Origin of the sequence: Cedecea sp. FDAARGOS_727, assembly GCF_012273235.1 — a bacterium.
Lineage (GTDB): Bacteria > Pseudomonadota > Gammaproteobacteria > Enterobacterales > Enterobacteriaceae > Cedecea > Cedecea davisae.
On the sequence record NZ_CP050966.1, the window covers coordinates 3,975,292 to 3,996,104 of the forward strand.

Annotated in this window: 18 protein-coding genes and 2 tRNA genes; 12 read left to right on the top strand and 8 right to left on the bottom strand. The window is 54.0% G+C overall.

Annotation, left to right across the window (positions count from 1 at the left end):
• Positions 1 to 104 precede the first annotated feature (104 nt).
• The 7 genes from FOC35_RS18785 to arsC all read left to right on the top strand — a co-directional run bounded on the left by FOC35_RS18785 (position 105) and on the right by arsC (position 9,041).
• Positions 105 to 3,851 (top strand): nitrate reductase subunit alpha, encoded by a 3,747-nt coding sequence (locus FOC35_RS18785; RefSeq protein WP_172569802.1) that lies wholly within the window; start codon positions 105 to 107, stop codon positions 3,849 to 3,851.
• Positions 3,848 to 5,383 (top strand): nitrate reductase subunit beta, encoded by a 1,536-nt coding sequence (gene narH, locus FOC35_RS18790; protein WP_172569803.1) that lies wholly within the window; start codon positions 3,848 to 3,850, stop codon positions 5,381 to 5,383. The genes FOC35_RS18785 and narH overlap by 4 nt, the downstream gene beginning before the upstream one ends.
• Positions 5,380 to 6,084 (top strand): nitrate reductase molybdenum cofactor assembly chaperone, encoded by a 705-nt coding sequence (gene narJ, locus FOC35_RS18795; RefSeq protein ID WP_172569804.1) that lies wholly within the window; start codon positions 5,380 to 5,382, stop codon positions 6,082 to 6,084. Before narH ends, narJ begins: the two co-directional genes overlap by 4 nt.
• Positions 6,084 to 6,761, top strand: coding sequence for a respiratory nitrate reductase subunit gamma (gene narI / locus FOC35_RS18800; RefSeq protein ID WP_016536753.1), 678 nt, complete (start codon positions 6,084 to 6,086; stop codon positions 6,759 to 6,761). Before narJ ends, narI begins: the two co-directional genes overlap by 1 nt.
• Before the next feature lie 135 nt (positions 6,762 to 6,896).
• Positions 6,897 to 7,238: a metalloregulator ArsR/SmtB family transcription factor gene (locus FOC35_RS18805; RefSeq protein ID WP_172569805.1), complete on the top strand. Its 342-nt coding sequence runs from the start codon at positions 6,897 to 6,899 to the stop codon at positions 7,236 to 7,238.
• 73 nt (positions 7,239 to 7,311) lie between these two features.
• Complete coding sequence (locus FOC35_RS18810; RefSeq protein ID WP_172569806.1) at positions 7,312 to 8,601, top strand: arsenic transporter; 1,290 nt, start codon at positions 7,312 to 7,314, stop codon at positions 8,599 to 8,601.
• An 11-nt stretch (positions 8,602 to 8,612) separates the two neighbouring features.
• Complete coding sequence (gene arsC / locus FOC35_RS18815) at positions 8,613 to 9,041, top strand: glutaredoxin-dependent arsenate reductase (RefSeq protein WP_016536750.1); 429 nt, start codon at positions 8,613 to 8,615, stop codon at positions 9,039 to 9,041.
• Between the two features lie 63 nt (positions 9,042 to 9,104).
• Here the strand turns inward: arsC and arsA are convergent, their stop codons facing one another.
• The 7 genes from arsA to FOC35_RS18850 all read right to left on the bottom strand — a co-directional run bounded on the left by arsA (position 9,105) and on the right by FOC35_RS18850 (position 13,841).
• Positions 9,105 to 10,868 carry an arsenical pump-driving ATPase gene (gene arsA / locus FOC35_RS18820; protein WP_305792501.1) on the bottom strand — a complete coding sequence of 588 codons (1,764 nt, stop codon included), beginning with the start codon at positions 10,866 to 10,868 and terminating at the stop codon, positions 9,105 to 9,107.
• A gap of 17 nt (positions 10,869 to 10,885) precedes the next feature.
• On the bottom strand, positions 10,886 to 11,248 hold the full coding sequence (locus FOC35_RS18825) for an arsenic metallochaperone ArsD family protein (protein WP_016536748.1): 363 nt from the start codon (positions 11,246 to 11,248) through the stop codon (positions 10,886 to 10,888).
• Between the two features lie 73 nt (positions 11,249 to 11,321).
• A complete protein-coding gene (locus FOC35_RS18830) occupies positions 11,322 to 11,867 on the bottom strand; it encodes a sigma-70 family RNA polymerase sigma factor (protein ID WP_172569807.1) in 546 nt (181 codons plus the stop codon).
• Positions 11,868 to 12,098: 231 nt separating this feature from the next.
• Positions 12,099 to 12,183 (bottom strand) — tRNA-Tyr (locus tag FOC35_RS18835).
• 56 nt (positions 12,184 to 12,239) lie between these two features.
• Positions 12,240 to 12,324 (bottom strand) — tRNA-Tyr (locus FOC35_RS18840).
• Between the two features lie 156 nt (positions 12,325 to 12,480).
• The gene (purU, locus tag FOC35_RS18845; RefSeq protein ID WP_016536746.1) at positions 12,481 to 13,323 is read right to left on the bottom strand and encodes a formyltetrahydrofolate deformylase; all 843 of its coding nucleotides are present in this window, start codon (positions 13,321 to 13,323) and stop codon (positions 12,481 to 12,483) included.
• 62 nt (positions 13,324 to 13,385) lie between these two features.
• The gene (locus FOC35_RS18850; protein ID WP_172569808.1) at positions 13,386 to 13,841 is read right to left on the bottom strand and encodes a YchJ family protein; all 456 of its coding nucleotides are present in this window, start codon (positions 13,839 to 13,841) and stop codon (positions 13,386 to 13,388) included.
• Positions 13,842 to 13,957: 116 nt separating this feature from the next.
• Between FOC35_RS18850 and rssA the strand changes: the two genes are divergently transcribed.
• From rssA to FOC35_RS18870, 4 genes are all read left to right on the top strand, one after another.
• Positions 13,958 to 14,866 (top strand): patatin-like phospholipase RssA, encoded by a 909-nt coding sequence (gene rssA / locus FOC35_RS18855; protein ID WP_172569809.1) that lies wholly within the window; start codon positions 13,958 to 13,960, stop codon positions 14,864 to 14,866.
• Between the two features lie 81 nt (positions 14,867 to 14,947).
• Positions 14,948 to 15,961 (top strand): two-component system response regulator RssB, encoded by a 1,014-nt coding sequence (gene rssB / locus FOC35_RS18860; RefSeq protein WP_172569810.1) that lies wholly within the window; start codon positions 14,948 to 14,950, stop codon positions 15,959 to 15,961.
• Positions 15,962 to 16,161: 200 nt separating this feature from the next.
• Positions 16,162 to 17,070: a UTP--glucose-1-phosphate uridylyltransferase GalU gene (gene galU / locus FOC35_RS18865; protein WP_016536741.1), complete on the top strand. Its 909-nt coding sequence runs from the start codon at positions 16,162 to 16,164 to the stop codon at positions 17,068 to 17,070.
• Positions 17,071 to 17,094: 24 nt separating this feature from the next.
• Positions 17,095 to 18,435, top strand: coding sequence for a UDP-glucose/GDP-mannose dehydrogenase family protein (locus tag FOC35_RS18870; RefSeq protein ID WP_172569811.1), 1,341 nt, complete (start codon positions 17,095 to 17,097; stop codon positions 18,433 to 18,435).
• A 704-nt stretch (positions 18,436 to 19,139) separates the two neighbouring features.
• Here FOC35_RS18870 and hns read toward each other — a convergent pair.
• The gene (gene hns, locus FOC35_RS18875) at positions 19,140 to 19,547 is read right to left on the bottom strand and encodes a histone-like nucleoid-structuring protein H-NS (RefSeq protein ID WP_016536737.1); all 408 of its coding nucleotides are present in this window, start codon (positions 19,545 to 19,547) and stop codon (positions 19,140 to 19,142) included.
• Positions 19,548 to 20,101: 554 nt separating this feature from the next.
• Between hns and tdk the strand changes: the two genes are divergently transcribed.
• A complete protein-coding gene (gene tdk, locus FOC35_RS18880) occupies positions 20,102 to 20,707 on the top strand; it encodes a thymidine kinase (RefSeq protein WP_172569812.1) in 606 nt (201 codons plus the stop codon).
• The last annotated feature ends 106 nt before the right edge of the window (positions 20,708 to 20,813 follow it).

The following is a 20,813-nucleotide window of genomic DNA, read 5'->3' on the forward strand; positions in this document are numbered from 1 at the left end:
ATCATCATCAAATATCCTATGCTTTCTAAGCGTTAACTTTCCTGTCATTCAGCAATGTCGATTTCACCAGAAGAGCCTGCAGGCTCCACATCAGGAGAACCCCGATGAGCAAATTCCTCGACCGGTTTCGTTACTTCAAACAGAAGGGCGAAACTTTTGCCAATGGACATGGCCAACTGCTCGACACCAACCGCGACTGGGAGGAAGGTTACCGCCAGCGCTGGCAGCACGACAAAGTGGTTCGTTCTACTCACGGCGTGAACTGCACCGGCTCCTGTAGCTGGAAGATTTATGTTAAAAGCGGCCTGGTCACCTGGGAAACCCAGCAAACCGATTACCCGCGCACCCGCCCCGATATGCCTAACCACGAGCCACGCGGTTGCCCTCGCGGCGCCAGCTACTCCTGGTATCTCTACAGCGCCAACCGCCTGAAATACCCGCTGATGCGTAAACGCCTGATCAAACTCTGGCGTGAAGCAAAAGTGCAGCACAGCGACCCGGTAAACGCCTGGGCTTCAATTATCAACGATCCTGAAAAAGCCAAAAGCTATAAGCAGGCGCGTGGACGCGGGGGCTTTGTGCGCTCAAGCTGGCAGGAAGTGAACGAACTGATTGCCGCCGCCAACGTTTTTACCGCAAAAACCTTCGGCCCGGACCGCATCGCGGGCTTCTCGCCTATCCCGGCGATGTCGATGGTTTCTTATGCTTCCGGCGCGCGCTATCTGTCGCTTATCGGCGGTACCTGCCTGAGCTTCTATGACTGGTATTGCGACCTGCCGCCGGCTTCGCCGATGACCTGGGGCGAGCAAACCGACGTACCTGAGTCCGCCGACTGGTACAACTCCAGCTACATCATCGCCTGGGGCTCTAACGTGCCGCAGACCCGTACGCCGGATGCGCACTTCTTCACTGAAGTTCGCTACAAGGGCACCAAAACCGTTGCCGTCACCCCGGATTACGCCGAAATCGCCAAGCTTTGCGACCAGTGGTTGTCGCCTAAGCAGGGGACCGATGCCGCGATGGCGCTGGCGATGGGCCACGTTATGCTGCGCGAGTTCCATCTCGATAATCCCAGCCAGTATTTCACCGACTATGTTCGCCGCTACACCGACATGCCGATGCTGGTGATGCTCGAAGAGCGCGACGGCTTCTACGCCGCAGGCCGTATGCTGCGCGCTGCCGATCTGGTGGATAACCTCGGTCAGGAAAACAATCCGCAGTGGAAAACCGTAGCCCTGAACGACACCACCGGCGACCTGAGCGCGCCGAACGGCTCCATCGGCTTCCGCTGGGGCGAGAAGGGCAAATGGAACCTTGAGCAGCGCGACGGCACCAGCGGCGAAGAAGCCGAACTGCGCCTGAGCCTGCTGGGCAGCCATGACGAGGTAGCCGAAGTCGGGTTCCCGTATTTTGGCGGCGAAAGCTCCGAACACTTCAATAACGTTAAGCTGGAAAACGTTCTGCTGCACAAACTGCCGGTCAAACGTATCCAACTGGCGGACGGCAGCAGCGCGCTGGTCACCACCGTTTACGATCTCACCCTGGCTAACTATGGCCTTGACCGTGGCCTGGGCGACGAAAACTGCGCCAGCAGCTACGACGATGTAAAAGCCTATACTCCGGCCTGGGCTGAGCAGATTACCGGCGTGCCGCGCCAGCACATTATCCGCATCGCACGCGAATTTGCCGATAACGCTAACAAGACCCATGGCCGTTCAATGATTATCGTCGGCGCCGGTCTGAACCACTGGTTCCACATGGACAGCAACTACCGTGGCCTGATCAATATGCTGATCTTCTGCGGCTGTGTTGGCCAGAGCGGCGGCGGCTGGGCGCACTATGTCGGCCAGGAAAAACTGCGTCCGCAGACCGGCTGGCAGCCTCTGGCGTTTGCGCTCGACTGGCAGCGTCCGCCGCGCCATATGAACAGCACCTCGTTCTTCTACAACCATTCCAGCCAGTGGCGCTATGAGTCGCTGACGGCGGAAGAGCTGCTGTCACCGCTGGCGGATAAATCCCGCTACAGCGGCCACCTGATTGACTTCAACGTGCGCGCCGAGCGTATGGGCTGGTTGCCTTCCGCTCCGCAGCTGAACACCAACCCGCTGCACATTGCGCAGCAGGCGAAAGCCGCCGGTATGTCCCCGGCTGATTATACCGCCGAACAGCTGAAATCAGGCGGGATCCGTTTCGCCTCCGAACAGCCGGACGCGGGCAATAACCATCCACGCAACCTGTTTGTCTGGCGTTCCAACCTGCTTGGCTCCTCCGGTAAAGGGCATGAGTACATGCTCAAATACCTGCTGGGAACCGAAAACGGTATCCAGGGTAAAGACCTGGGCCAGGAAGGCGGCGTGATGCCGGAAGAAGTTGAGTGGGTCGATAACGGCCTCGACGGCAAGCTGGACCTGGTGGTGACTCTGGACTTCCGCCTGTCCAGCACCTGCCTGTATTCCGATATCGTGCTGCCGACGGCAACCTGGTATGAGAAAGACGATATGAATACCTCGGATATGCATCCGTTTATTCACCCGCTTTCTGCCGCAGTTGACCCGGCCTGGGAGTCAAAAAGCGACTGGGAAATTTATAAAGCCATCGCGAAGAAATTCTCAGAAGTCTGTGTTGGCCATCTCGGTAAAGAAACCGACGTGGTTACGCTGCCTATTCAGCATGACTCCGCCGCCGAACTGGCTCAGCCTTACGGCGTGCAGGACTGGAAGAAAGGTGAATGCGACCTGATCCCGGGGAAAACTGCGCCGCACCTTATGGTGGTTGAGCGTGATTATCCGGCAACCTACGAGCGCTTCACCTCGGTTGGCCCGCTGATGGAAAAAATCGGCAACGGCGGGAAAGGCATTTCCTGGAACACCCAAAGCGAGATGGATCTGCTGCGCAAGCTCAACTACGAGAAAGCAGACGGCCCGGCAAAAGGCCAGCCGATGATCAACTCCGCGATTGATGCTGCTGAAGTGATCCTCACCCTGGCACCGGAAACCAACGGCCAGGTTGCGGTGAAGGCCTGGGCCGCGCTCGGTGAGTTTACCGGCCGCGACCATACGCATCTGGCGACCAATAAAGAAGACGAAAAAATTCGCTTCCGCGATATTCAGGCGCAGCCGCGCAAAATCATCTCCAGCCCGACCTGGTCAGGCCTTGAGGATGAGCATGTTTCCTACAGCGCGGGTTACACCAACGTTCACGAGATGATCCCATGGCGTACGCTTTCCGGCCGTCAGCAGCTTTATCAGGATCATCAGTGGATGCGCGACTTCGGCGAAAGCCTGCTGGTTTACCGTCCGCCAATTGATACCCGTTCGGTAAAAGGCGTCATGGGCACCAAGTCCAACGGTAACCCTGAGAAGGCGCTGAACTTCCTGACGCCGCACCAGAAATGGGGCATTCACTCTACCTACAGCGACAACCTGCTGATGCTGACGCTGTCGCGCGGCGGGCCGATTGTCTGGATGAGCGAGTCGGATGCTAAAGATCTTGGCATTGCGGATAACGACTGGATTGAAGTGTTCAACAAAAACGGTGCCCTGACCGCGCGTGCGGTAGTGAGCCAGCGTATTCCTGACGGGATGACCATGATGTACCACGCCCAGGAGCGCATTGTGAACCTGCCGGGTTCTGAGATAACCGGCCAGCGCGGCGGTATTCATAACTCGGTGACCCGTATTAGCCCTAAACCCACGCATATGATTGGCGGTTACGCGCAGCTGGCATACGGCTTCAACTATTACGGCACGGTGGGCTCCAACCGCGATGAGTTCGTGGTGGTGCGCAAGATGAAAGAGATTAACTGGTTAGATGGCGAAGGTAACGACCAGAAACAGGAGAGCGTAAAATGAAAATTCGTTCACAAGTCGGCATGGTGCTGAACCTTGATAAATGCATCGGCTGCCACACCTGTTCGGTGACCTGTAAAAACGTCTGGACCAGCCGCGAAGGGATGGAGTACGCGTGGTTTAACAACGTCGAAACCAAACCCGGCATTGGCTACCCGAACGACTGGGAAAACCAGGAAAAATGGAAAGGTGGCTGGATCCGTAAAATCAACGGTAAGCTCCAGCCGCGCATGGGCAACCGCGCCATGCTGCTGGGCAAAATCTTCGCTAACCCGCACCTGCCGGGCATCGATGATTACTACGAGCCGTTTGATTACGACTACCAGCATCTGCATAACGCGCCTGAAGGCAAGCATCAGCCGATCGCCCGTCCGCGCTCGCTGATAACCGGCCAGCGGATGAACAAAATCGAAGCAGGCCCGAACTGGGAAGAGATCCTCGGCGGCGAGTTTGAGAAGCGTGCTAAAGATCAGAACTTCCAGAACATGCAGAAGGCGATGTACGGCCAGTTTGAAAATACCTTCATGATGTATCTTCCGCGCCTGTGCGAGCACTGCCTTAACCCGGCGTGTGCGGCGACCTGCCCGAGCGGCGCTATTTACAAGCGTGAAGAAGACGGCATCGTGCTTATCGATCAGGATAAGTGCCGCGGCTGGCGCATGTGCGTAACCGGCTGCCCTTACAAAAAGATCTACTTCAACTGGAAGACCGGCAAGTCTGAGAAGTGCATCTTCTGCTATCCGCGTATCGAAGCGGGTATGCCGACGGTCTGCTCCGAAACTTGCGTAGGGCGCATCCGCTACCTCGGCGTGCTGCTTTACGATGCGGACGCGATTGAAGAAGCGGCAAGCACCGAAAACGAACAGGATCTCTATGAGCGCCAGCTCGGCGTGTTCCTGAACCCGAACGATCCTGCGGTTATCGAGCAGGCGCTGAAAGACGGCGTGCCGCAGAGCGTTATCGACGCGGCCCAGCAGTCGCCGGTTTACAAAATGGCGATGGACTGGAGGCTGGCGCTGCCTCTGCACCCGGAATACCGCACGCTGCCGATGGTCTGGTACGTGCCGCCTCTGTCGCCGATCCAGTCCGCTGCCGATGCGGGCCAGCTGCCGCATACCGGCATTCTGCCTGACGTAGAAAGCCTGCGTATTCCTGTGGAATATCTGGCGAATCTGCTGACAGCAGGTGACACCGCACCGGTGCTGCGCGCCCTGAAACGTATGATGGCTATGCGCCATTACAAACGTGCTGAAACCGTGGACGGGGTGAATGATACCCGTGCGCTGGAAGAGGTGGGCTTGACCGAAGCTCAGGCTCAGGAAATGTATCGCTATCTGGCTATCGCCAACTACGAAGACCGCTTTGTGGTGCCGACCAGCCATCGCGAGCTGGCGGCAGATGCGTTCCCGGAACGTAACGGCTGCGGCTTTAGCTTCGGCGACGGCTGCCACGGCAGCGATACCAAGTTCAACCTGTTCAACAGCCGCCGCATCGACGCCATCGATGTGTCCGGTAAAACGGAGCCGCACCCATGATTGAACTGTTGATAATCTCCCGCCTGATGGAGTACCCGGATGCTGCTTTGTGGCAGCACCATGACGAACTTGTGGCCGGGCTGAAGGAGGGCACCGCCCTCAATTCGGCCCAGCGTGCAGAACTGGGGAGCTTCATTTCCTCGCTTTGCGGCCGCGAGCTGCTTGATGCTCAGGCCAGTTACGGCGAGTTATTCGACCGTGGCCGCGCCACTTCGCTGCTGCTGTTTGAACACGTTCACGGCGAGTCACGCGACCGGGGCCAGGCGATGGTGAATTTGATGAATCAGTATCAGCGCGCCGGGCTGGAAATCGACAGCCGCGAACTGCCGGACCATCTGCCGCTGTATCTGGAATATCTTTCCCAGCAGCCGGAAGGCGAGGCACGCGGCGGTCTGCAGGATATCGCCCCGATTCTGGCGCTGCTTAGCGCACGCCTCAAACAGCGGGAAAGCGACTATGCGCTGCTGTTCGATATGCTGTTGGCTCTGTCGGCAAGTGATGTCAGCGCGGAAAGCGTAGGCAAGCAGATTGCCGATGAAGCACGCGACGATACCCCGCAGGCGCTGGACGCGGTGTGGGAAGAGGAGCAGGTCAAATTTATCGCCGAGGCGGGCTGCGGAGAGTCTGAGATCTCCAGCCATCAACGCCGCTTTGCCGGGGCGGTTGCTCCGCAGTATCTCGAAATCGGAGGGCAGCAATAATGCATTTCCTGAGCGTATTCTTCTTTGATATCTATCCGTACCTGTGCGGGACGGTATTTCTGGTGGGCAGCTGGCTGCGCTATGACTACGGGCAGTATACCTGGCGCGCCGCCTCCAGCCAGATGCTGGATCCGAAGGGTATGAACATGGCTTCCAACCTGTTCCACTTCGGTATTCTGGGGATTTTTGCCGGCCATTTCCTCGGCATGCTGACGCCGCACTGGATGTATGAATCCTTCCTGCCCGTGGACGTGAAGCAAAAAATGGCGATGATCGCGGGCGGTGCCTGCGGTGTGATGACGCTGGTGGGCGGCCTGCTGCTGTTGAAACGCCGCCTGTTTAACCCGCGTATTCGTGCAACCTCGACGCCAGCGGATATTCTTATCCTCAGCATTTTGATGGTGCAGTGTGCGTTAGGCCTCGGCACTATTCCGTTCTCCGCCCAGCATATGGACGGCAGCGAAATGATGAAGCTGGTGGGCTGGGCGCAGAGCGTGGTGACCTTCCGCGGCGGCGCGTCTGAGCACCTGGAAGGCGTGGCGTTTATCTTCCGCGTTCATCTGGTGCTGGGCATGACTATCTTCCTGCTGTTCCCGTTCACACGTCTGGTGCACGTCTGGAGCGCGCCGGTAGAATATCTGACGCGTAAATATCAGATAGTACGCGCCCGCCGCTAACCGCGAGTAGCGCATCGAATACCCGGCTCAGGTCGGGTATTTTTTTGTCATAACAAATATGTTTTTTCGAATGTGTTTATTGACATTCCTTGCTTCGGGTTTACCATGGCGGGGTTAATCCATGAGGTCAGGTTTATGTCCACGTTGACGCCGTTACAGCTTTTTAAAAACTTATCTGACGAAACGCGGCTGGCGATCGTTTTGATGCTCAAGGCTAAGAATGAGCTTTGTGTCTGCGAATTAACCGCCGTGCTTCAGGAATCACAACCCAAGGTTTCCCGCCATCTTGCGATGCTGCGTGAAGGCGGGCTGCTGCTGGACAGGCGCGAAGGAAAGTGGATTTACTATCGCCTCTCGCCCCATATGCCGGCCTGGGCCGCGGCGGTGATTGAGCAGGCCTGGCAGGGCCAGGGGCAGGACGTATTGGCGCGGCTGAAGCGCGTCGAAGCCGACGGTTCTATGGCGCTTTGCCGGTAAAAAATTTATTTAATCATATTTGTTTTTTCATATGTGTTTGCGTCGGATTTTCACGGCGTTGACGGGAGGCAGGATGTTTTTGGCAGCGGCAATTTTTATTCTGACCATTGTGCTGGTTATCTGGCAGCCGAAAGGGCTGGGGATCGGCTGGAGCGCGCTGCTAGGCGCGGGGCTGGCGCTGGCTAGCGGCGTGGTGCACTTCGCCGATATTCCTGTGGTATGGAACATCGTCTGGAACGCGACCGCCACCTTTATCGCGGTAATTATTATCAGCCTGTTGCTGGATGAATCGGGCTTTTTTGAGTGGGCGGCGCTACATGTTTCCCGCTGGGGGAACGGGCGAGGACGGCTGCTATTTACCTGGATAGTGCTACTCGGCGCGGCGGTCGCGGCGCTGTTTGCCAACGATGGCGCAGCGCTGATCCTGACGCCAATCGTGATAGCGATGCTGCTGGCGCTGGGATTCAGCAAAGGGACGACGCTTGCGTTTGTAATGGCCGCGGGTTTTATCGCCGACGCGGCGAGCCTGCCGCTGATCGTTTCCAACCTTGTGAATATCGTCTCGGCGGATTTCTTCCATCTCGGGTTTACCGAATATGCTTCTGTCATGGTGCCGGTCAACATAGCCGCGATTGTTGCGACGCTTATCATGCTGCATCTGTTTTTCCGCAAGGATATTCCGCCGGTTTATGACCTCACGCTGCTGAAGACGCCCGCTAAGGCAATTAAAGATCCGGCGACTTTTATCACCGGCTGGGTAGTGCTGGTACTGCTGCTGGTGGGCTTTTTTGTTCTGGAGCCGCTTGGCGTGCCGGTTAGCGCGATTGCGGCGGCCGGAGCGTTGGTTCTGTTTGTGGTGGCGAAAAGAGGGCAGGCAATCATTACCGGGAAAGTGCTGCGCGGCGCGCCCTGGCAAATCGTTATCTTCTCGCTGGGCATGTATCTGGTGGTCTACGGCCTGCGCAATGCCGGTTTGACCGAACAGCTCTCCGGCGTGCTGAACTGGCTGGCGGAAAAAGGCCTGTGGACGGCAACGCTGGGCACCGGTTTCCTGACGGCTTTCATGTCGTCGGTGATGAATAATATGCCTACAGTTCTGATTGGAGCGCTTTCAATCGACGGAAGCAGCGCCAGCGGCGTGATTAAAGAGGCGATGATTTATGCCAACGTTATTGGCTGCGATCTCGGCCCTAAAATTACCCCTATCGGCAGCCTTGCCACGCTGCTCTGGCTGCATGTGCTTTCCCAAAAGCAGCTGACCATAAGCTGGGGCTACTACTTCCGCACCGGAATAGTGATGACGCTACCGGTGCTGCTGGTGACGCTTGCCGCGCTGACGCTGCGTCTCTCCTTTACTCATTAACGGGCAGGGCTATGAGCAACGTAACGATTTATCACAACCCGGAGTGCGGGACGTCCCGCAATACGCTGGCGATGATCCGCAATAGCGGCGAACAGCCAAAGATTATCTATTATCTGGAACAGCCGCCCTCAGTCGAGGAACTCAGAAAGTTGATTGCCGATATGGGCATTACGGTACGCGAACTGCTGCGTAAAAACGTGGAGCCTTACGAAACCCTGGGGCTGGAGGAGGATAAATTTACCGACCGGCAGCTTCTTGATTTTATGCTGCAATATCCGATTCTGATTAATCGCCCGATTGTCGTCACGCCGCTGGGAACCCGGCTTTGCCGGCCGTCCGAGAAAGTGCTGGATATTTTGCCTGCGGGGCAAACCGGGGCGTTTAACAAAGAGGACGGCGAGCGTGTAGTAGATGAAAAAGGCCGGCGACTGGGGTCCTGATCCATGCCTGGATGTCCTTCTTAAGCGACGGACTCAGACTTCTGAGTCCGTATTTCGATTAGGCTATTCGGCCATTTTCTGTAATAACGCTATGCCGATGGGTTCTTCACTTTGTAGCGGTGCCAGCGCTACACGCCCGGCATGAGTCTCTTTGACCTCCCGGATAAGCGGCAGCTCATTACCCGCCCTGGCTTTTAACAGCGGGAAGGAAGGCCTGGCTGCGGCGATACTATTATTAATAACCCATGCCCATGGTTCAATTCTGGCCCGGCGGAGGTCGTTTTGCAGGTTCACTGCCTCAAGCACCGGAGTGGTCTCGGCAAGCGTGACGATAATAACTTTTGTCCGTGTGGGATCCTGGAGCTGCATCATCGGGGTGATCATTCGCTCTTCCGACTGGCCCATCTGCCTCACCATTTCTTTATGGTAGGCGCCGGTAGCATCGAGCAGCAGCAGCGTGTGCCCGGTGGGGGCGGTATCCATAATCACAAAACTGTCTTCCGCCTGTTTGATAATGCGGGAGAAGGCCTGAAATACCGCAATCTCTTCGGTACAGGGAGAGCGAAGATCTTCTTCCAGCACAGCCCGGCCTGCGGCATCGAGCGTTTTCCCCTGGTTATCAAGAACGAAACGGCGATAGCGTTCCGTCTCGACTTTAGGATCGATACGGCTCACGACCAGGCCGGGTATTGAGTCGGCCAGAGTATAAGAAAGATGTGCTGCGGGATCAGAGGTTGTCAGGTGTACTTTATGGCCGCGTTTTGCCAGAGAAACGGCAATCGAGGCGGCTACGGTGGTTTTCCCTACTCCGCCTTTGCCCATGGTCATCACCAGACCTTTGCCGGACTGGCTAAGTTCATCCACCAGAGTTGATAGCGCCGGGAGCGCTATTTGGCCGTCGGCGTCAGGCGCAGTATGTGGCTTGATTTCACCGCTATCTTCCGTAAGTAATGCCCTGAGCGCTTCCACACCAACCAGATTAAACGCTTTTAGCGGGAGTTCTGTTCGCGGCAGGCTTGCCAAATTAGTCGGCATCTCGTGCAGTGCTTTTTCTTCCCGGGCCAGGATGCTTCGCACCAAAGGATCGGCCTGTTCTGCCAGAGGAGAAAGCACGCCATTTATCGCAAGATGTTGGTGTTTCAGGCCAAGCTGATAGAGTTCATCATGGGTGTGCGCCACCTCTTTTAGCGTCGATGTTTGCGCTCTGGCGACCAGCACCAGCCTGGTAAGAGCGGCGTCCGACAGGGCTTTCACCGCGTTGGCATATTGATGCTGCTGTTTTTCCAGCCCGACAAGCGGTCCGAGATTTGCGGCGGCATCCGGGTTGGCGTCGAGATAGCCGCTCCAGGCTCCCGGCAGCTCAAGCATGCGGATGGTGTGTCCTGTAGGCGCGGTGTCGAACACGATATGCTGGTATTTCTCACGCAGTTCAGCGCTTGTTAGCAGGGCGGTGAATTCATCGAAAGCGGCTATTTCGGTGGTGCAGGAGCCGGAAAGCTGCTCTTCAATACTGCTGACAACATCGGCCGGCATTTGGTCTCGTACCGGGTCAAGCACCCGGTCGCGGTAGGCCTGGGCGGCGGCCATCGGATCAACTTCCATTGCATCCAACGGCGGGACCTGGCTGATTCCGGTAATTCGGTGACCGATCGGCTGGTTGAACACCTGCGCTATGTTGGAAGCGGGGTCGGTGCTGACCAGTAAGGTTTTTTTGCCCTGGTCAGCCAGCCAGACCGCCGTTGAGCAGGCCAGCGACGTTTTGCCAACGCCGCCTTTGCCGGTGAAAAAAATAAACTGGGGAATGTCTTTTAGAAAAGAAATGTTCATCATTATCTCCGGGAAAGTTAAGGCAGGCGGGGAATGTTACAGCAGGCTGGTATGGCGCGGTCATCGTCCCAGTCCTGACTGAAAGGGACGTCCGCCCAGCGGGCGAGATCCGCACGGCTCGGGAGTTGACCGGCCATAACCTGAGCACCATCAAGCAAGATGAGGGGCAGAGCGCCTGGCCCGGCGCTGTTAAGAAACGCCTGAGCTAGCGGATTGGTAATAAAACTCTGTGGGTTTTTTGCCAGGCTATAGCGCTGAATGCTAATACCGTTCTGCCTGGCCCATTGGAGATCTGCGTTCCACTGCAGGGCGGAGTCCTGGACCGTCACGCCACTGGTAGCGCAGCAGCCGGCAGCTTCAAAGATTTCAATACGGGACATAGTGTTTGCCTCAATGTTTAGCCACGAAGTGTGGCAATGAGGTAAACGAATGAATGGCGGAAAGGATGCGCGATTAATTCATATTTTTATGACAGCAAACGGCAGAGCCGCCGTCCGGTTCGATTTCGCATAGCTCAATCAGCTTTTCTCTTAACCGGGTTCTGGCTCGTAAAAGGCGGAATTTCAGTGCCGCAAGCGTTATATTCAGCTCGTCCGCCAGGTGCTGTTGAGGGCGGCCAAAGATATCGTATTGCTCAATCAGCCAGGCTTCGTCCTCGGGCATTGCCTGGAGCGTTTCAGGCAGGCAACGTTCAAGCTGAGCGACGGGATCGGTGTCTGACAGAGACTGCGGCATGTCGTCCGTTAGTCCGGTGAACTCTTTTTTCAGGCGATGTTGGTCAATCAGCATATTTCTGGCAGCCCGGTATAACCAGGCGAGCGAATGCGCCATATCGCAAAATGTGTCCGGGGTGGCTCGTGCCTTAAGGAAAAGCTCCTGCATCATATCGGCTGCCTGGTCCGGGCTGGCGGTTCTGGCGAGCAAGAAATGATAGAGCTCTGCCTGATGCTGGTGCCAGAAAGTGGTCATGCAGGCGTTGAATTCTTTTATAACGGACATCTTAATTTCTCCGAACAATAGCCGGAATAGCATAACGCAGTTTGGATTATGTCAGGAATGGTTTGCTGGTTTGATTTGGTTTTTTCTGAGAGAGGGTGGCGGGGGAAGGATGATCGCGCAGTGCGCGTTCTCACTGGCGTGAGTCGAACCTTAGTCGAAGCTTCTCGTCCTTCCCCAACGGGAATATGAGAATATTTTATAGATTTGAAAGTTTGGTGTTTTTCTGAGAGATGGTGGCGGGGGAAGGATTCGAACCTTCGAAGTCGATGACGGCAGATTTACAGTCTGCTCCCTTTGGCCGCTCGGGAACCCCGCCAGGGGTATGATACTTTGAGCGTGGTACTGATTATTGCTGCTTTACTGCGTATTGAATGGTGGCGGGGGAAGGATTCGAACCTTCGAAGTCGATGACGGCAGATTTACAGTCTGCTCCCTTTGGCCGCTCGGGAACCCCGCCTGGGGCAATGCTTTTACTGGCCTGCTTCCTTGCGGGAAGCGGGGCGCATCATATCAAATGAAGCGCCGCTGTAAAGCTTTCACTTTAAGAAAATGAATCGTTTGCCGTTTTTTTACTCGTAACGCCGTAAAGCTAAACAATTCATTTTCCGGGTGATTACAGAATAATGGTGCGGTTGCCGTAAACGAAGACCCGCTGCGCCAGCACTTCGTACAGCGCGCGGCTGAGCACGTTTTTCTCTACGTCACGGCCTGCGCGCATCATATCGTCTGCGGTATAGGTGTGGTCGACGTGGATAACGTCCTGCATGATGATTGGGCCTTCATCGAGATTATCGTTAACGTAATGCGCGGTGGCGCCGATAATCTTCACTCCGCGTTCATATGCCTGATGGTACGGGCGCGCGCCGATAAAGGCAGGCAGGAACGAGTGGTGAATATTGATAATCTGGTTCGGGAAGCGGGAGACAAATTCAGGCGTCAGCACACGCATGTATTTCGCCAGCACCACGTAATCCGGATTGTGGGCGGCAATGGCGTCGGCCATCAACGTGTCGTGCTCTTCACGCGTCATGCCTTCGTGGCTGACCAGCTGGAACGGAATATCAAAACGTTCCACTAAGGTGCGCAGCGTTTCGTGGTTGCCGATGACCGCGGCGATTTCTACATCCAGCCCGCCATAGTTGGCCTTCATCAGCAAGTCGCCCAGGCAATGAGCTTCTTTGGTGACCAGAATGACGATGCGGCGGCGGCCCGCAGGCGTTAATTCGCGAATGGAGCCTTCCGGTAATGCGCTGTCGAGGTCGGCCAGCAGCGTGGTGTCGTTGAAAATGCCTTCCAGCTCGGTACGCATGAAAAAGCGCCCGGTGCGATGATCGACGAATTCGTTATTCTGAACGATATTGAGTTCGTGCTTGTAGCAAATATTAGTGATTCGTGCGATCAACCCCTTCTGATCGGGGCAGATAGTGCGGAGAACTTTACGTTGTAATGCCTGCATGAAGTGGTAAATCCTGTTGAACGGTGTTTGCAAACAATAATGCTGTTAGGCGGCGAAGGCTATCATCCGCAGCATTTTTTATATTTTTTACCTGAGCCGCAAGGGCAGGGGTCATTACGACCAAACTGAGGCCGCTGGCCGTCTATATAGTACCACCGGCCATTTTCTCTGACGAAGCGTGAACGTTCGATTATCGCGCTTTGCTTGCCGTTTTCATTAAAACGGGCAACAAAGCTGACATATCCTTCGTTTTCGTTACTGCCTTCGGCTTCTTCATAGACGGTAAGGCCAAGCCATTCGGTGGAGCCAAAACCGCCGGATATTTCTGATTTAAACGTGGGGTGGCGGCAGCTCTCATGCCAGCTGGAAACCAGATAGTCCGCATCTTGTAGGACGAAAGCGGTATAACGAGAGCGCATAAGCTGTGACGGACGTTGCGGATGCTGGCCGGCGCTTAGGTAAGGCTGGCAACATAAGCTATACTCCAGACCGCTGCCACATGGACAAAGTTGCAACATTGCATCTCCAGGAAAAAATATAAACGGCGTCAATAACACTACGGCAGCGGTTATGTTAACTGAGCAGTGGCGTTGGCGTCACGGAGTGATTACCGGGGAAGATTGACCGAGGCGTGATGAGACAGGTAAAGATCGGCCTGGCATTAGGGTCGGGTGCTGCAAAAGGATGGGCGCACATTGGCGTTATCAATGCGTTAAAAAAAGCAGGGATCCAGATTGATGTCGTGGCAGGTTGCTCCGTAGGTGCGCTGGTGGGCGCTGCCTATGCGAGCCAGCGCCTGCCGGTAATGGAGCGTTGGGTTCGCTCATTTAGCTACTGGGACGTGTTGCGGCTGATGGATCTTTCCTGGCGTCGCGGCGGCCTGCTGCGAGGCGAGCGGGTGTTCAATAATATCCGCCATGTTATCCCTGAAACGATGATTGAAGGCTGCGGCCTGCGTTTCGGCGCGGTGGCTACCAATCTTAGCACCGGGCGAGAACTCTGGTTTACCGAAGGCGATTTGCACCAGGCCGTTCGCGCCTCTTGCAGCATGCCGGGTTTACTGTCGCCCGTTGCCCACAACGGCTACTGGCTGGTGGATGGCGCTATTGTGAACCCTGTGCCCGTTTCATTAACCCGCGCGCTGGGGGCCGATATTGTGATAGCCGTTGATCTACAGCACGATGCGCACCTGATGCAGCAGGATTTACTCTCGGTGAATATGACGCCGTCCAGCGAGGATAATCACCCGCAGGCCACAAACTGGCGTGGCCGTTTGCGCGAACGGTTAGGGAAAATGACCTCCCGCCGGGCTAACGTGACGCCAACGGCAATGGAAATAATGACGACCTCTATTCAGGTGCTGGAAAATCGCCTCAAGCGTAACCGTATGGCGGGAGACCCGCCCGATATTCTTTTACAGCCGTTTTGCCCGCAAATTTCCACGCTCGACTTTCACCGCGCATCTGAAGCGATTGCAGCGGGCAGTCTCGCGGTTGAGAAAAAGATGGATGAGCTTCTACCGCTGGTTCGTACTCATGTATAAGTTACGGCTTCAGGCGATTCTTACAGGCGCTTGTTGCAATACCGTGCCACTATTTAATTATTGTCGGGCAGGGGAGTGCGCATGAGCCAGCCGCTGGAAGGAAAACAGATCCTCATTGTTGAAGACGAGCCGGTTTTCCGCTCCCTGCTGGACAGCTATCTGACTTCACTTGGTGGAATGACCCATCTGGCATGGGACGGCGTGGATGCTCTGGAGAAACTCGCCGGCCATTCAGTGGATTTGCTGATTTGCGATTTAGCCATGCCGAGAATGAACGGCCTTGAGCTGGTGGAGCACATTCGTAATGAAGGCGACCAGACGCCTATCTTAGTGATTTCTGCTACCGAAAATATGTCCGATATCGCGCAGGCGCTGCGTCTTGGAGTGCAGGATGTCTTGCTGAAACCGATTAAAGATCTTAATCGGTTAAAAGACACCGTTTTATCCTGCCTCTACCCGACCATGTTTAATTCCCGTGTGGAAGAAGAAGAGCGGCTGTTTCAGGACTGGGACGCCCTGGTGCAGGACCCCCAGGCGGCTTCTAAACTATTACAGGAGCTGCAGCCGCCTGTTCAGCAAATGATATCGCATTGCAGGATAAATTATCGCCAGCTTATCTCGGTCGATCAGCCGGGGCTGGTGCTCGATATTGCACCACTTTCGGATAATGACTTAGCTTTTTATTGCCTCGATGTTACCCGCGCCGGAGATAACGGTGTATTAGCCGCGCTGTTGTTACGCGCGTTATTCAACGGGCTATTGCAGGAACAACTTTCTCATCACGGGCAACGCCTTCCGGAATTAGGAAATTTACTTAAACAGGTCAATCAGCTATTGCGCCAGGCAAACCTCAGCGGGCAATTTCCTTTAATGGTTGGTTATTATCACAGCGGATTAAAAAACCTTATCCTTGTTTCCGCCGGGCTTAATGCCACGTTAAATACCGGAGAACACCAAATTCAGGTCAGCAATGGGGTGCCGCTTGGTACGCTGGGTAACACCTACCTCAACCAAATCAGCCAGCGCAGCGCCGCCTGGCAGTGCCAGGTGTGGGGTTCCGGAGGCCGCTTACGGCTGATGCTGTCCGCAGAATAAACAGCGGAACAACTGATTACATTTAGCTTTTCTTCTGTAAGCAGCGTGGTGGTAATATCGCGCTCAACCTAATCGTATTTGTCTTAAATTAACCGCTGCTGGGGTAAACAGGGGCGGTTTTTGTTTTTAAGCTGATATACTCAACCGCGTTTTTAAATTGACGACAAGTGTGAAACTTGAACAGTCCTGGAGGTTTTTCAATGGCTGCCATTAATTCTAAAGTAACGAAAGCTGTTATCCCGGTTGCGGGATTGGGAACGCGCATGTTGCCGGCAACAAAGGCAATTCCAAAAGAGATGCTGCCGCTGGTTGATAAACCGCTGATTCAGTATGTCGTTAATGAATGTATCGCCGCCGGTATTACCGAAATCGTGCTGGTTACCCACTCTTCTAAAAACTCCATCGAAAACCATTTCGATACCAGTTTTGAGCTGGAAGCGATGCTTGAGAAGCGCGTTAAACGCCAGCTTCTGGAAGAAGTTCAGTCCATCTGCCCGCCGCACGTTACCATCATGCAGGTGCGTCAGGGTTTGGCTAAAGGCCTCGGCCACGCGGTGCTGTGCGCACACCCGGTTGTGGGCGACGAGCCGGTAGCGGTTATTCTGCCGGACGTTATCCTCGATGAATTCGAATCCGATCTTTCCCAGGATAACCTGGCCGAAATGATCCGCCGTTTTGATACAACGGGCCACAGCCAGATTATGGTTGAGCCAGTTGCCGACGTTACCGCTTACGGCGTAGTTGACTGTAAAGGCGCCGCGCTTTCTGCAGGCGATAGCGTGCCGATGGTTGGCATCGTCGAAAAACCAAAAGCAGACGTTGCGCCATCTAACCTGGCGGTTGTGGGTCGCTACGTGCTGAGCGCCGATATTTGGCCGCTGCTGGCGAAAACGCCTCCGGGCGCAGGGGACGAGATTCAGCTGACTGACTCTATCGCCATGCTGATGGATAAAGAGACCGTTGAAGCCTATCACATGAAAGGCGTAAGCCACGATTGCGGCAACAAACTGGGCTATATGCAGGCGTTTGTTGAGTACGGTATTCGTCATAAGACGCTGGGCGAAGACTTTAAAACCTGGCTGGAAGCCACCGTTGGCGCGAAGAAATAATTCAATTCAACGCAGGATGGTAAGATGAAAGTTACCGTATTTGGTATTGGCTACGTTGGCCTGGTGCAGGCTGCCGTACTCGCCGACGTCGGGCACGATGTTATGTGCATCGACGTGGACGCAAAGAAAGTGGAAAACCTTAAAAAAGGTGAAATCCCTATCTTTGAACCCGGCCTGACTCCGCTGGTAAAAAAGAATTTTGAAGAAGGGCGCCTGCAGTTCAGCACCGACGCTGAACAGGGCGTTCATCACGGCGAAATGCAGTATATCGCCGTAGGCACGCCGCCTGACGAAGACGGCTCTGCCGATTTAAAATATGTGACCGCCGTAGCCCGTACTATTGCTCAGCATATGGACTCGCATAAAGTTGTTATCGACAAATCTACGGTGCCGGTTGGCACGGCAGATAAAGTTCGTGCGGTAATGGCTGAAACCCTCAAGGCGCGTGGCGTTGAGATCGGGTTCGACGTGGTCTCTAACCCCGAGTTCCTTAAAGAAGGCGCCGCGGTTTCTGACTGTATGCGTCCTGAACGCATCGTTGTCGGGACGGATAACGAAGAAGTCATCGATCTGCTACGCGAGCTGTACGAGCCGTTTAACCGCAATCATGACCGAATGATCCTGATGGACATCCGCAGCGCGGAGCTGACCAAGTATGCGGCTAACTGCATGCTGGCGACCAAAATCAGCTTTATGAACGAGATTGCCAACCTGGCGGAACGTCTGGGCGCGGATATAGAGAAAGTGCGTATGGGTATCGGCTCTGATTCCCGTATCGGCTACAGCTTTATCTATCCCGGCTGCGGTTATGGCGGTTCCTGTTTCCCTAAAGACGTACAGGCGCTGATTCGCACCGCAGAGCAGATTGGCTACACGCCGCGCATTCTGCAGGCGGTGGAAGAAGTGAACTACGCGCAGAAGCAAAAGCTTCCTGAATTTGTGACCCGCTATTTTGGCGATGATCTCAAAGGGAAAACTTTCGCGCTATGGGGACTTTCCTTTAAGCCAAATACCGATGATATGCGCGAGGCTTCAAGCCGGGTGCTTATCGAGTATTTATGGGCGCGCGGTGCTGAAGTGCAGGCATTCGACCCTGAGGCGATGGATGAGGCCCAGCGTATTTATGGTCACCGCAGTGATTTCAGGCTGATGGGAACTAAAGAGGCCGCTTTACAGGGGGCCGATGCACTGGTGGTCTGTACCGAATGGCAAAGTTTTAAAGCGCCGGACTTCGAGTTGATTAAGAAGTCTCTGAAACAGCCGGTTATCTTTGATGGTCGTAACCTGTATGACCCTGAGAGATTGAATAAGCGTGGCTTCGTCTATTATGCGATTGGCCGCGGCGCTTCCATCAGTATTGCTTAAATAACCCGTTCTGACGTTATTTATAGTTACCGGCACTACAGAAACGCTTAAGTATCTGTATGCTGCCGGTAACGTGTTAACCACTTCTGTTATTCCTGCTCCGTTTAAACCTCTCCTGAGCGCTTCTACGCTTAATTTCGGCCTTTGGTTTACTATCTTGTCAAACATAGCCCGGACGTGGCCGTTTCAAATGAAATACTGCTCTGGGATAGGTGTGTTCATTATTTAATCTGTCGGGGTTTCCTGCCAGGGTTGGGGAGCGTGTTAAACAAAAGGGGGGACGGCATTCCACGCCGCGAGTTAATAGGGGCGTATTGAGGGAGAGAGAAATAAAAGTAAAGAAACTTACGTTAAACCTAAGGCTATGGTCGTGGCGGTGGCCTGGCTACGTTATCCCGTCCATCCAACTTTATGCAGTAATATCCTGCCTGGCTCGGATAATTCTTATGGGTTATATCGGAGCTAAGAAAAGGATTAGCCTTTAGAACGATAAATCGATTTTATCCATAAGTTTATGATTAACGCAGGAAAGCAACAGCAGTTGCCGACGGGTGTTGAATCAAAAAATATTGGCATCCTCGAGTTAATAACAAATGCAGGCCGCGTCATGCCTGGCCTTCGGGGGAGGGGCAGTTTGTGTTGTCCGGGGACTGAAAATAAAAATCCCGCCGAAGCGGGATCTTAATAAGCAGCACTGAAGGTAATTAGATCAGGAAATCTTCCAGCTTTTTACCTTGCTCTTCCATTGCTTTTTTGATTACTGCTGGAGTACGGCCCTGGCCAGTCCAGGTTTTGGTTTCGCCGTTTTCATCGATGTACTGATATTTAGCCGGACGTGCAGCGCGTTTAGCTTTGCCTGCAGATTTAACAGCAGCGATGCTGTTCAGCAGTTCGTTCGGGTCAATACCGTCAGCAATCAGCATTTCGCGGTATTGCTGCAGTTTACGGGTACGCTCTTCAATTTCAGCGGCTGCCGCGTTTTCTTCTTCGCGACGTTCGTTAACTACAACTTCTAATTTTTCCAGCATCTCTTCCAGAGTTTCCAGGGTGCATTCTCTTGCCTGGGCACGAAGAGTACGGATGTTGTTCAGAATTTTAAGTGCTTCGCTCATTTTAGTAATCTCAAACTTATTATTGGGGGGTGACGTTTGAGCTAATAATAGAGCGTTAAATTAAGTTCTGCAATAGCCGTGAATGTAAGGAATTCAAAATTTGCTGATATATATGCGATGGTTTAAATTTGGTTAACTTAATTTTCGCCTGCCAGGTCACAGAAAATGGCGCTTTGAGACTCAAATTTTAGACAACAACCCTTGTGCTCGCAGGGGTTGTTAGCGAGTAGAAAAGATAAAAATTTCGCATTAATCATCAATTATTCCTGCTGCTTATTAATGGTTATGGGTCTTAGCGACTGTTTACAATTTATAATAATTGAGTGGCTGAACAATTACTCCGGTTGGCGATAAAAAAGCCGTAACCTGCTCTGTTAAGGGCTTTTTGCTCAGATAAACGCTTACTAATAGGCAGGTCGGCGGCGGCTATTATTAATATATCTGATGTTATTAATCCTGATGTTTAGCAAGGAAATCGGGAATCCCCAGCCTCCTGGAGCTGTGGTACAATCGCCAGCAACAATATTTACATTTTGATTCAGGCTAAAGACGCAATGGCTCAACTCTATTTTTACTACTCTGCAATGAACGCGGGGAAATCAACGGCACTGCTTCAATCTTCCTACAATTACCAGGAAAGAGGGATGCGTACTCTGGTGTATACCGCAGAGATCGATAATCGTTTTGGGGTTGGCAAAGTCAGCTCGCGTATAGGCCTGTCATCCCCTGCAAAACTTTATAACCAGGCGACAGACTTATTTGCCGATATTCGTGCCGAGCAGGAGTCCGCTCCGGTCCACTGCGTGCTGGTAGATGAGAGTCAGTTTTTAACCAAAGAGCAGGTATACGCTTTATCTGACGTGGTTGATGATTTAGATATTCCGGTTTTATGCTACGGGCTGCGCACGGATTTTCGCGGCGAGCTGTTCAGCGGCAGCCAGTATCTTCTGGCGCTGTCAGATAAGCTTGTTGAGCTGAAAACTATTTGCTTCTGCGGGCGTAAGGCCAGCATGGTATTACGCCTTGACCAATCCGGGCGGCCTTATAATGAAGGTGAGCAGGTCGTGATTGGCGGCAATGAGCGCTATGTATCCGTCTGCCGCAAGCATTATAAAGAGGCGCTGGCTAAAGGCTCTCTACAGGAGCTTCAGGGGCGTTAAAAGAGTGATTGGGGGATAGCCTCAGTTTCTGTATTTAATGCCTCATTGGCGTCTGTAATGATTATTTAGCAATAAAAAAACCCGCCTTTCGGCGGGTTTGTTATTT

Bases quoted from the DNA above. Each gene is read 5' to 3' on its own strand.
- FOC35_RS18850 (WP_172569808.1), bottom strand. From the start codon at position 13,841: ATGTTGCAACTTTGTCCATGTGGCAGCGGTCTGGAGTATAGCTTATGT.
- tdk (WP_172569812.1), top strand. From the start codon at position 20,102: ATGGCTCAACTCTATTTTTACTACTCTGCAATGAACGCGGGGAAATCA.
- narJ (WP_172569804.1), top strand. From the start codon at position 5,380: ATGATTGAACTGTTGATAATCTCCCGCCTGATGGAGTACCCGGATGCT.
- arsC (WP_016536750.1), top strand. From the start codon at position 8,613: ATGAGCAACGTAACGATTTATCACAACCCGGAGTGCGGGACGTCCCGC.
- FOC35_RS18810 (WP_172569806.1), top strand. From the start codon at position 7,312: ATGTTTTTGGCAGCGGCAATTTTTATTCTGACCATTGTGCTGGTTATC.
- rssB (WP_172569810.1), top strand. From the start codon at position 14,948: ATGAGCCAGCCGCTGGAAGGAAAACAGATCCTCATTGTTGAAGACGAG.
- narH (WP_172569803.1), top strand. From the start codon at position 3,848: ATGAAAATTCGTTCACAAGTCGGCATGGTGCTGAACCTTGATAAATGC.
- FOC35_RS18825 (WP_016536748.1), bottom strand. From the start codon at position 11,248: ATGTCCCGTATTGAAATCTTTGAAGCTGCCGGCTGCTGCGCTACCAGT.
- FOC35_RS18805 (WP_172569805.1), top strand. From the start codon at position 6,897: ATGTCCACGTTGACGCCGTTACAGCTTTTTAAAAACTTATCTGACGAA.
- galU (WP_016536741.1), top strand. From the start codon at position 16,162: ATGGCTGCCATTAATTCTAAAGTAACGAAAGCTGTTATCCCGGTTGCG.
- hns (WP_016536737.1), bottom strand. From the start codon at position 19,547: ATGAGCGAAGCACTTAAAATTCTGAACAACATCCGTACTCTTCGTGCC.
- narI (WP_016536753.1), top strand. From the start codon at position 6,084: ATGCATTTCCTGAGCGTATTCTTCTTTGATATCTATCCGTACCTGTGC.
- FOC35_RS18785 (WP_172569802.1), top strand. From the start codon at position 105: ATGAGCAAATTCCTCGACCGGTTTCGTTACTTCAAACAGAAGGGCGAA.
- rssA (WP_172569809.1), top strand. From the start codon at position 13,958: ATGAGACAGGTAAAGATCGGCCTGGCATTAGGGTCGGGTGCTGCAAAA.
- FOC35_RS18870 (WP_172569811.1), top strand. From the start codon at position 17,095: ATGAAAGTTACCGTATTTGGTATTGGCTACGTTGGCCTGGTGCAGGCT.
- arsA (WP_305792501.1), bottom strand. From the start codon at position 10,868: ATGAACATTTCTTTTCTAAAAGACATTCCCCAGTTTATTTTTTTCACC.
- purU (WP_016536746.1), bottom strand. From the start codon at position 13,323: ATGCAGGCATTACAACGTAAAGTTCTCCGCACTATCTGCCCCGATCAG.
- FOC35_RS18830 (WP_172569807.1), bottom strand. From the start codon at position 11,867: ATGTCCGTTATAAAAGAATTCAACGCCTGCATGACCACTTTCTGGCAC.